Origin of the sequence: Cerasicoccus frondis (genome assembly GCA_031296915.1) — a bacterium.
In the GTDB taxonomy this organism is placed as follows: Bacteria; Verrucomicrobiota; Verrucomicrobiia; order Opitutales; family Cerasicoccaceae; genus Cerasicoccus; species Cerasicoccus frondis.
The window spans coordinates 1-9,118 of the sequence record JAVDPC010000059.1; the positions used below are offsets into that span (position 1 = coordinate 1).

Annotated in this window: 9 protein-coding genes; 4 read left to right on the top strand and 5 right to left on the bottom strand. The window is 55.9% G+C overall.

Going from position 1 to position 9,118, the window contains the following annotated elements; all coding sequences use genetic code 11:
- Positions 1–160 precede the first annotated feature (160 nt).
- The gene (locus tag RBB63_RS23415) at positions 161–595 is read right to left on the bottom strand and encodes a hypothetical protein (protein WP_309387850.1); all 435 of its coding nucleotides are present in this window, start codon (positions 593–595) and stop codon (positions 161–163) included.
- A 344-nt stretch (positions 596–939) separates the two neighbouring features.
- A complete protein-coding gene (locus RBB63_RS23420; protein ID WP_309387852.1) occupies positions 940–1,149 on the bottom strand; it encodes a hypothetical protein in 210 nt (69 codons plus the stop codon).
- Positions 1,150–1,628: 479 nt separating this feature from the next.
- On the opposite strand from RBB63_RS23420, the gene RBB63_RS23425 reads away from it, so the two are divergent.
- Complete coding sequence (locus tag RBB63_RS23425; protein WP_309387853.1) at positions 1,629–2,357, top strand: tetratricopeptide repeat protein; 729 nt, start codon at positions 1,629–1,631, stop codon at positions 2,355–2,357.
- On the opposite strand, the gene trhO is transcribed toward RBB63_RS23425, so the two are convergent.
- A complete protein-coding gene (trhO, locus tag RBB63_RS23430) occupies positions 2,347–3,171 on the bottom strand; it encodes an oxygen-dependent tRNA uridine(34) hydroxylase TrhO (RefSeq protein ID WP_309387854.1) in 825 nt (274 codons plus the stop codon). The two genes, RBB63_RS23425 and trhO, sit on opposite strands and share 11 nt — an antisense overlap.
- 460 nt (positions 3,172–3,631) lie before the next feature.
- On the opposite strand from trhO, the gene RBB63_RS23435 reads away from it, so the two are divergent.
- A complete protein-coding gene (locus RBB63_RS23435) occupies positions 3,632–4,684 on the top strand; it encodes a zinc-binding metallopeptidase family protein (protein ID WP_309387855.1) in 1,053 nt (350 codons plus the stop codon).
- Positions 4,685–4,738: 54 nt separating this feature from the next.
- Positions 4,739–6,526 carry a S1 family peptidase gene (locus RBB63_RS23440; protein ID WP_309387857.1) on the top strand — a complete coding sequence of 596 codons (1,788 nt, stop codon included), beginning with the start codon at positions 4,739–4,741 and terminating at the stop codon, positions 6,524–6,526.
- Between the two features lie 10 nt (positions 6,527–6,536).
- Here RBB63_RS23440 and RBB63_RS23445 read toward each other — a convergent pair whose 3' ends face one another.
- Positions 6,537–7,523: an agmatine deiminase family protein gene (locus tag RBB63_RS23445; RefSeq protein ID WP_309387858.1), complete on the bottom strand. Its 987-nt coding sequence runs from the start codon at positions 7,521–7,523 to the stop codon at positions 6,537–6,539.
- Between the two features lie 246 nt (positions 7,524–7,769).
- A complete protein-coding gene (locus RBB63_RS23450) occupies positions 7,770–8,645 on the bottom strand; it encodes a carbon-nitrogen hydrolase (RefSeq protein WP_309387859.1) in 876 nt (291 codons plus the stop codon).
- An 87-nt stretch (positions 8,646–8,732) separates the two neighbouring features.
- Between RBB63_RS23450 and RBB63_RS23455 the strand changes: the two genes are divergently transcribed.
- Positions 8,733–8,945, top strand: coding sequence for a hypothetical protein (locus tag RBB63_RS23455; RefSeq protein WP_309387860.1), 213 nt, complete (start codon positions 8,733–8,735; stop codon positions 8,943–8,945).
- Positions 8,946–9,118: the final 173 nt, after the last annotated feature.

Genomic DNA, 9,118 nt, shown 5'->3' on the forward strand with positions numbered 1-9,118 from the left:
TAGCATAGGCGTCCCGCCTGTGCCCTGACTCCATCTAACCGAAACAACACAGGCGGGACGCCTGTGCTACGGCAATGTGTGATGACCGTTTAAGTGATCAATAAAACACTAACAGGCCTAAGTGTGATCACAACCGAAAAGTGAACACGCGAGCATTTTATTAGTCGGCGCCGCTTACTAATAATCCGCGCTGATGATCAACGACTTGCGAACGCACATCAGGCGACGACGATGTGGCTGTGGTGGAGCGGCCCTGCCCCTCTTTGACGAGACGTACGAATCGGCTACGCGCCTCGTAGTTGAAACCGCTAATCGTGATGGGCAACAATTTGTTGCGAACCGAGAGCCCCAGCGAACCACCCTTGCGGACGCTTACCGCATGCTCGATTTCGCTCCAACGGTAGAGTCGACTTCCGCGGCCAACACGCTCCACCCACACCCCATAGTCCACCACAACGAGCCGAGTCCGGCGCTCCCAACGGTTGTGGGCCACACACAGCCCGGCCAACACTGGCGCGCCAATCAGGATCAACAATGCCAATCGTCCGAAAATTTCAGTGACTGGTCGGTATTTAAAAAGCAGGTCAGATGGCATAAGCCTGTACTGCCAGCAGAGGACGCCCACTATGACCAAAAACTGCGCGCCGACGAAAATATAATAGCGGCAAGTGGCGTTCACGAAATCAATACGCGGCGTTCTGTAGGTAAGTTTCACTTTTCTGATTCTCTGCCGATCAGAATAAGTGAAGGCGTCAACCGGATCAATACGAACAGGATTACACACCCGCCCTTTGTTTATAACCCGAAGGCGCACCAAAAAAGCAGCGCGCGGAGGCATCCCGCAACACTGCTTGGATTAAAAACTAGGGAGTGTTCGAAAATGCAAAAAAGCTATTTCGAACAGAACCTAGAGATCACCAGTCAGGCTTGGCCTGGCGACTACTTGCCCGGCTTGAACATCGCGGCGTCGATGGTCGACCAGATCATGATGATCCAACCGAGCATGTTGAACCACAGCACGATGCTGAGCACGAACATGACGGCGGCCTTGGCCATGCGCCCTTGGATGAGCTGGCCCAAGCCAGGAATGAAAAAACTGCACAATGCGGCAATCACATTGCCGGTAGATCCTTGTCCTGCCTCTGACATGGGCGGCAATTTAGCGCAAAACCCGCTACATGCAAATTACAATTTTGCGGCGGATTTATCACCGCGACCTTGGGTAACAGTCTGTTATTTTTCCTCGCAACATGATTATAGACAGCTCAGATAGGAGCACACATGAACGCACTATGGATATTGCTGATCTATTTGGTATGGAGCTACCTGCATATCATTATCCATGAAGCAGGCCATGCGGTCGTAGGCAATTTGCTCGGTTATAATGTCCGAGCGATCATGATCGGCAGTAAACGCCCCCTAATTACCTTCAAACTTAGACGAATAGCCGTTCAATTAAACCTATCCAACAAGGGTGGACTTACCTGGGGCATGAACTCCCCACTCAAGGCATACGTTGGAAGCAAATAATCTATTCGGCGTCAGGGGCGCTCGCAAATCTGCTATCTGTTGCCATCTTCGCCCTTTATTATTTCACACTGGATGGCTATCCAGGGAAACTCCTGAAAATGGCTTTTATCGTCATCTTGCTCAAAGAAGGCGTTTCGCTTGCCTTAAATATATGGCCACATGATGTCACCTTTGGTCCTAATGTCAGTATTCCCAATGACGGGAAGCAGATACTCATGGCGCTAAAGGGCAAAACGTCACCGCCCAATCATAATGTTGATCAAAACTATCTGGGGGAACTGCACCGCTACGATAAATCTGTCTCGGCCGACGTTCTAAAAATCAAAGAGCTCCCCATTGACGATCAAAATACCATCAACTATTATCGTCTTCACCTCCACGATGGCAACTACGATGAGGCCTTGAAAATCTATACCGAATCGATTGCAACCATGCCAATTCTGCCAGTAGAGAAAGCATGGCTTTTCGACTCTCTTGCTACGTATACTCCCCGTCATAACCAAGATCATTTAGAAACCTGTGAAAGCATCATTCAACACTTGTCCAAAGTCTTGCCTGACGCCAAAACATTAAAAGGAACCCTTGGCGCGCTCCAGATCGAACTTAAGCGATACCGCGACGGCATTCAAACTCTACTTCCCCTGACTGAACCCGAATCTGAACACATTGACCGCGCAATTTCCTGCTTATACGTGGCAAAGGCTTACCATGCACTGGGCGACGAAAGCGCTTGCCAGGCATTCAGATCCATCAGGGACCGCGTCCCCTACGAAGATAATATGACCAAGAAACTGGAGCAAGAGCTCGATGCTGCGCTCAACGCTTAGCCCCATCCCCGCGCTTGGCGCAGATGGGGCACTCGGTGGAGTCGTCGTCTTTGCGGCGGGGGTGGCCGCAGGCGAAGTTGAGCGCGAACTGGCCGGGCTTGAGGTCGTGGTCGACGCTCACGCGCTGGTCGAAGACAAAGCACTCCCCTTCCCACTGGCTCTGGTCCTGCGGCGTGGTTTCCAGGTATTTTAAAATGCCGCCTTCCAAGTGGTAAACTTCCTGAAAGCCCTCGCGCTTCATCAGGGCAGTGGCCTTTTCGCAGCGAATGCCGCCCGTGCAATACATCGCGACCTTGGGCTGCTTTTGCGGGTCGAGGTTTTTGCTCACCCACTCGGGAAAATGCCGGAAGTCTTCGGTGTCGGGCTCGATCGCGCCCTTGAACTTGCCGAGCAGCGTCTCGTAGTCGTTGCGCGTGTCGATGACGATGACTTCCGGGTCGTTGAGGAGCTCGTTCCAGCGTTCCGGGCCCACGTATTCGCCAGCCTCGGTGCGCGGGTCGATGCCCGGCACGCCCATGGTGACGATTTCCTTTTTCAGGCGCACGCGGACGGTTTCGCGGCGGAATGGATTCTCGTCCGCAAAGGAAAACTTCGCCACGAGCCCGGCCATACGCTCATCGGCGCGCAGCGTGGTCAGCAGATGCTGAATGCCAGCTTCGGGCCCGGCGACGGTGCCATTTATGCCCTCATGAGCGACTAGAAGGATGCCGCGGAGCTGCGCCTCGTCGCACAAAGCCTGCAAACGCGGGCGCCACGCCTCGAAATCGTCGAAATCAAAGAAGTGATAAAGCGCGGCGATGTGAGTCTGTTCCATGGTGGCCATTGGTAAGGAATCCATTGCAAATGCCCGGCGTTAAATGTCAATGCTGGGAAAAACGAACCCCGGCGGCAACCAAGCAGTCACAATGCGGCAAAATCACTAGAGCACTTTTCATCTAACCTGGCCGATCAGGACGCAGTGATTTTTCGTGTCCAGCAAGGCGGCTTGAGCGTGGCAGGCTGTAAGCCTGTGAGCGAAAAGCCAACACCGCTGGTGCGGAAAGGCACTCGGTTCGAGCCTTGGGGCCAGATTGGAAGTTCGCTACGTTGGCATTTCAATTACGGGCTTCCAGCCCGCTCAATCAATGCCGCCTTGCGCTGCATCCAATCTTATCCCCACCTGATTCGGACAAGTTCGATGAAAAATGCTCTAGACTCACTTGAGCAGTTGAGGAATTCGCTATAATGTTGGTGGCAATCAATCAATCACCGCGCCAGATACGGCGCACACCACTATGAGAATCTTTCAATGTGACGAATGCGGGCAATTGCTCTTTTTTGAAAACACGCATTGCGGCTCTTGCGGCAGCCAGCTCGGCTACCTGTGGCGTCAAAACATGCTGAGCGCCGTGGTGGAGAAAGATGGGGCGCTGGAAGCCCTGGCCAGCCCCAAGGCGAGCTATAAATTTTGCGCCAACCGCGAGCATGGCGCCTGCAACTGGCTCGTGCCAACGTCGAGCGATGACCCGTATTGCCGCGCTTGCGAGCTCAACCACGTAATTCCCGACCTCAATGTGCCGGCCAATCTGAGCTCCTGGCGTAAGCTGGAGCTGGCGAAGCATCGGCTGGTTTACAGCCTGCTGCGACTGCAATTACCCGTGAGGGGGCGCTGGAAGGAGCCTGAAACCGGCTTGTGGTTTGATTTTCTCGCCGACATCGAAGGCGAAGACCCCGTCATGACCGGCCACGACGGCGGCTTGATCACCATGAACATTGCCGAGGCAGACTCGGTTCACCGCGAGGCCACCCGCAAGTCCATGCACGAGCCCTACCGCACGCTGATCGGGCATTTTCGCCATGAAGTTGGGCACTACTACTGGGACCTCCTCGTCGCGCCCAAAGCCGACATGCTGGACAAGTTCCGCATGCTCTTTGGCGATGAAACGCGGGACTACGGCGAGGCGTTGCAGGAGCACTATGACAATGGTCCACCGGCCAACTGGTCGGAAACCTTCGTCAGCGCCTACGCGACCATGCACCCGTGGGAGGACTGGGCCGAAACCTGGGCCCACTATCTGCACCTGGTCGACACGCTCGAAACCGCCTATTCCTTCGGCATGAGCCTCGACGCCGAGCTCTCTCCGCCGGCATCCGTGAAAATGGAAGCTGATTTCGACCCCTATGATCAGCCGGATTTTGAGCCCATTCTCCAGGCGACGCTGCCGATCACGTTCGCGGTCAACAGCCTCAACCGCGGCATGGGCCAGCCGGATTTATATCCATTTGTCCTCCCCCCCGCCGTCGTAGAAAAATTACGATTCGTTCATCAACTGGTCCAACCGGAATAATCTGCATCTATTGGCTTGATCTAGGCATAAGACCGCAATTAATTTGTAACATCCATGGTCTCATGCCGGTTCATTTCAATTCTCTTCGCGTACGCCGCGCTAGGCAGCGCATTGCTTTGTGCAGCGCCCAAGCCGGATACCCTCAGTTTGACCAATGGCGACGAATTTCAGGTCGAAATTGAAAAAATGGATGGGGATTCAATCCATTTCTTTAACTTAAAGACAGGCGAACTGGAGTCACTGGCGCTAAATCAGTTAAAAAAGTCCTCGCAGAGCGCGGTCGTCTGCTGGGCAATCGAAGACCTTCTGGACCAAGGGAAGCTAAAGCTGCAAATTCGCTACAACTCGATCCGCCCCATGGGCGAAGACCGGGAATTGGGCAATTTCAGCATTGTCCTGGTGAATGAGTCCACGATGAACATTCCGGCGGACGTCCAGCTGCAGAGCACCGCTTACCGCTTGGGCTTCGACCTAAAAGAAAACGGCGACCAATACCACTACGTGGTCGGCAGCTTTGGCAAGCGGGAAGGCCCAAGCACCCAGGAAGGCCTACCTGCCGGTGAGACGCTGGAACTCAAAACGCTTAACCAACTGAGCGATAAACCACCCTATAACTGGGTGCACCTGAGCGGCGATGAGTTCGAGCTCGGCGGCCACTCCGCCGCTGCCAATATCTATTTAACCGCCATTGAGGCAGAGATCGTCTATGAGGGCAAAGCGCTCTACGTGCGCGTTTCCCCCTCGCGCGCAGAGGAGATCATCCGCAGCCATGACAAGAAAAGCGGCGGCATCGTCCTCCCCCCCGAGGCAGAAGAATCAGACTCCGAGCCTGAACCCGTCGCGCAGAAATCCGAGTCAGACGGAAAGGCCAAGGAGAAGGCCGCGCCCACGGCCCCACCTGACATTTCCTACAGCTCCATCGCCATTATCCAATCCGACAAGGGCTCCGGCACGGGATTTCTCCTGGAAATGAAAGAGCGACAGTTCATGGTGACCAACTCCCACGTCATCACCGGCGCCAGCCGCCTCACCGCGAAGACTACCAACGGCGAGGAAATCTACCTGCCCTCCACTTTCTTTGTCGCCAAGGACCGCGACCTGGCGCTGTTCCCCGTTAGCTTCGACGGCCAATACCTCAAGCTGCCCGAGAACTATGACGACATCAAAATCGGCGACGACGTGACCGTCTTTGGCAATGAAGCCGGCGCATCCGTCGTCACGCAATTGACGGGCAAGGTGAATGGCGTGGGCCCCGTCCGCGTGGAAATCGACGCCAAATTCGTCGAAGGCAACAGCGGCAGCCCGGCAATTCACCACGGCACCAGCGGCGTCATCGGATTGGCCACCTATTACATCGAATACGACACGCCGGAAGCGGACATCGATTCGGACCGCCACTTTACCAGCAATCGCGAAAATAAGAAAAAACGCCGACGCTTTGCCGAACGGATCGACAACGCCGCCAACTGGGACCGCGTCACGCTCGCCTCATTGAAAAAAGAACAAGAGGCATTGCAGGAATTCGAAGGCTTCCTCGACGGCGTGTTCATGATCGCGCGCGGCATTAATAAAGACAGCCGCGTCATCCGCCCATCCGAAGGGACCCGGGAAGTGGAATACATTCTCCGCGACTTCCACGAGTCCTTTAGCCGGAGCGGCGGCTACCATGGCAACAAGCGCGCGGTGGATGACTTAAAGCGTCGCCTGGAAACCCAACTGGATTCACGCCGCAGCCAAGCCCAACGGGAAATAACCACGTATTACCTCAAGGAAGAGCTCCAGTACCTTGAGCAAGCCACCGACGTCCTGAAGGATTACGTGAACGGCGTTTACTACCGCTGAGTGAGCGTGTTTACGCCGGTTGGTTGGCCGAGATACAGTGCAGCGCGCCGCCCTCCTCCAGGAGTAGACGGCAGTCAATCGGCACAACGTCGCGGCCCGGGAAGCATTCCTTCAGCGCGCCCAGCGCCCATTCATCGGTAATTTTCTGACCGAACACCGGCGCCAGCACCGCGCCGTTGACGAGCACATAGTTGGCGTAGCTCGCGGGCAACTCTTCCCCCGCTCGATTCAATACTGGGTCCGGCAGCGGCAGTTCTTCCACGTGGCTGAAGCGGCGCTTGAGCAGCTCAAAGTTCTCCCTGAGCGTCGGCACCCGCTGGCTGGACACACAGAGCACGGAGTCCTCCGCAAAAAAACGCGCCAGGTTGTCAATGTGGCCGTCGGTGTCGTCATTGGGCAATTCGCTGGGCAGCCAGATCACCTCGGTCACGCCAAGCGCCTCGGCGAAAACTTTTTCGTAGTCCGCCCGCGTCACGCCAACATTGCGATTCGGGTTCAGCAAAACCGGGTCTGTCGTGAGCATGACGCCCGCGCCGTTCACTTCGATGGCGCCGCCCTCCAGGATCAAGTCGTAGGTGTCGCAGGGCAAATCCTGCGCGGCGGCCATGAGCGGCGGCGCAGCGTTGTCCAGATCCCATGGTTCGAATTTGCCGCCCCACGCATTGAAGGTCCAATTCGTCACGCGCACCTGCCCGTCTTCTTTCACGAAGATTGGGCCATGATCACGGCACCAAACGTCGTTGGTCGGGTGGTCGTAGAGCCAGACGTTCTCCCAGACCGCGCCTGCGTGGCGCAGGTGGTTGCGGATAAAGACATGCGCTTCCTCGGCCGCATTGATGTTCACGCGCTGGTAGCGGCTTGCAGCGGCGGCGATCCCTGCAAATTTCTCCGCCACCGCCTCGTGCTTTTGCGGCCAAATGTGCGTCGACACCGGCCAGGAAAGCCAGAGCGCTACTTGCGGTTCCCATTCTGCGGGCATGCGGCGGGGGGATTTCATGCTGGGATGTAAGTACGGAAGAGACGAAGCAATGCGAACGTTTTTTAACTACGAATGGCGCGAATGGACGCGAATCTTAGGATGTATTTCTAAACTACGGATGGCGCGGATGAGCGCAGATAATTTTTAAAAGAGAGAGAACGCCTCATTAAATCTGCGTTCATCTGTGCTATCCGTAGTTCCTTAAAAACTCGTTGCACTGGATTCGCGTCCATTCGCGCCATTCGTAGTTGGTAAAATCTGTCGTTAATCGATGAAGCGCTTCGTCAGCCCGTCATAGGCGTCGATGCGGCGGTCGCGGAAGAAGGGCCAGATGCGGCGAAAATCCTCCTGCGCCTTCAAGTCGCACTCGACGATGGCCACGCCGGATTCCTGCTCCATGCGGTGCTTGAGCTGACCATAAAAGTCGCTGACAAAGCTGCGGCCCCAGAACTCGGTGTCGCCCTCAGTCCCCACGCGGTTGACCGCCACCACATGGCAGCCGTTGGCCACGGCATGGCCACGCTGGACGGTTTCCCAGGCATTGTGCTGCGCATCGCCCAGCTCGGCTTTTTCCTCGGGCAGCCAACCAATGGCGGTCGGGTAAAACAGAATATCCGCCCCCTGGAGCGCCGTAAGCCGCGCGGCCTCAGGATACCACTGGTCCCAGCAAATGCACACGCCGAGGCGGCCAAACTTCGTGTCCCACACGCGGAAACCGAGGTCTCCGGGCGTGAAGTAAAACTTCTCCTCAAAGCCCGGGTCCTGCGGGATGTGCATTTTGCGGTATTTGCCCAGCAGGGAGCCGTCGGCGTCGATGATGGCGGCCGTGTTGTGGTAAAGCCCCGGCGCACGGCGCTCAAAGGTCGGCACAATGATCACGACGCCCAACTCCTTGGCGAGCGCCTGCATCGCCTCGACACAGGGGCCGGGGATGGGTTCGGCGAGGTCGAACTGCTCGGTATCCTGCGTGATGCAAAAGTAGAGCGTGTTGAACATTTCCGGCAGGCAGATCACCTGGGCGCCCTGATTGGCCGCCTGCGTCACCAGCGTTTTCGCGCGCGAAACATTGTCCGCAGGCTCAGCAGTCATCGCCATTTGGATCAGGCCGATCGAAACTATGCGTTTTTCGTCATTGGGCATCGTCAAGCAGGCGTAAAATCAACGCTCAAAGCGTGCAAGCATCAACTCTGGAGTTGCAAAATTGCCAGAATGTGCAATTGTTACAGAATGGAAACGAAAAGGTTACAAGAATTGGCGCTCGCGGTCTTTTGTTTGGTCGCTCTCTTCACGGTGTGGGGTCTCACACAGGGTTGGAGCTGGTTCATGATCTCGATTTTCGATTTCTGGGCCTTCACCATGGTCTTCATGGCATCCGCCTATTGCCTGTTTCTCTGGGATGAGAAAAAGGGGCGCACGCACGACGGCTCATTGGTCGACTAGAGCACTTTTCATCTAGATTGGCCAATCAGGCCGCAGTGATTTTTCGTGTCCAGCAAGGCGGCTTGAGCGTCGCAGGCTGGAAGCCTGTGAGCGAAGAGCCAACAACGCTGGCGCGGAAAAGCACTCGGTTTTGGGCTTGGGGCCAGATTGGAAGTTCGCGGCGTTGGCATTTC

Coding starts and splice junctions, on each gene's coding strand:
- RBB63_RS23415 (WP_309387850.1), bottom strand. CDS start 595: ATGCCATCTGACCTGCTTTTTAAATACCGACCAGTCACTGAAATTTTC.
- RBB63_RS23420 (WP_309387852.1), bottom strand. CDS start 1,149: ATGTCAGAGGCAGGACAAGGATCTACCGGCAATGTGATTGCCGCATTG.
- RBB63_RS23425 (WP_309387853.1), top strand. CDS start 1,629: ATGGCTTTTATCGTCATCTTGCTCAAAGAAGGCGTTTCGCTTGCCTTA.
- trhO (WP_309387854.1), bottom strand. CDS start 3,171: ATGGAACAGACTCACATCGCCGCGCTTTATCACTTCTTTGATTTCGAC.
- RBB63_RS23435 (WP_309387855.1), top strand. CDS start 3,632: ATGAGAATCTTTCAATGTGACGAATGCGGGCAATTGCTCTTTTTTGAA.
- RBB63_RS23440 (WP_309387857.1), top strand. CDS start 4,739: ATGGTCTCATGCCGGTTCATTTCAATTCTCTTCGCGTACGCCGCGCTA.
- RBB63_RS23445 (WP_309387858.1), bottom strand. CDS start 7,523: ATGAAATCCCCCCGCCGCATGCCCGCAGAATGGGAACCGCAAGTAGCG.
- RBB63_RS23450 (WP_309387859.1), bottom strand. CDS start 8,645: ATGCCCAATGACGAAAAACGCATAGTTTCGATCGGCCTGATCCAAATG.
- RBB63_RS23455 (WP_309387860.1), top strand. CDS start 8,733: ATGGAAACGAAAAGGTTACAAGAATTGGCGCTCGCGGTCTTTTGTTTG.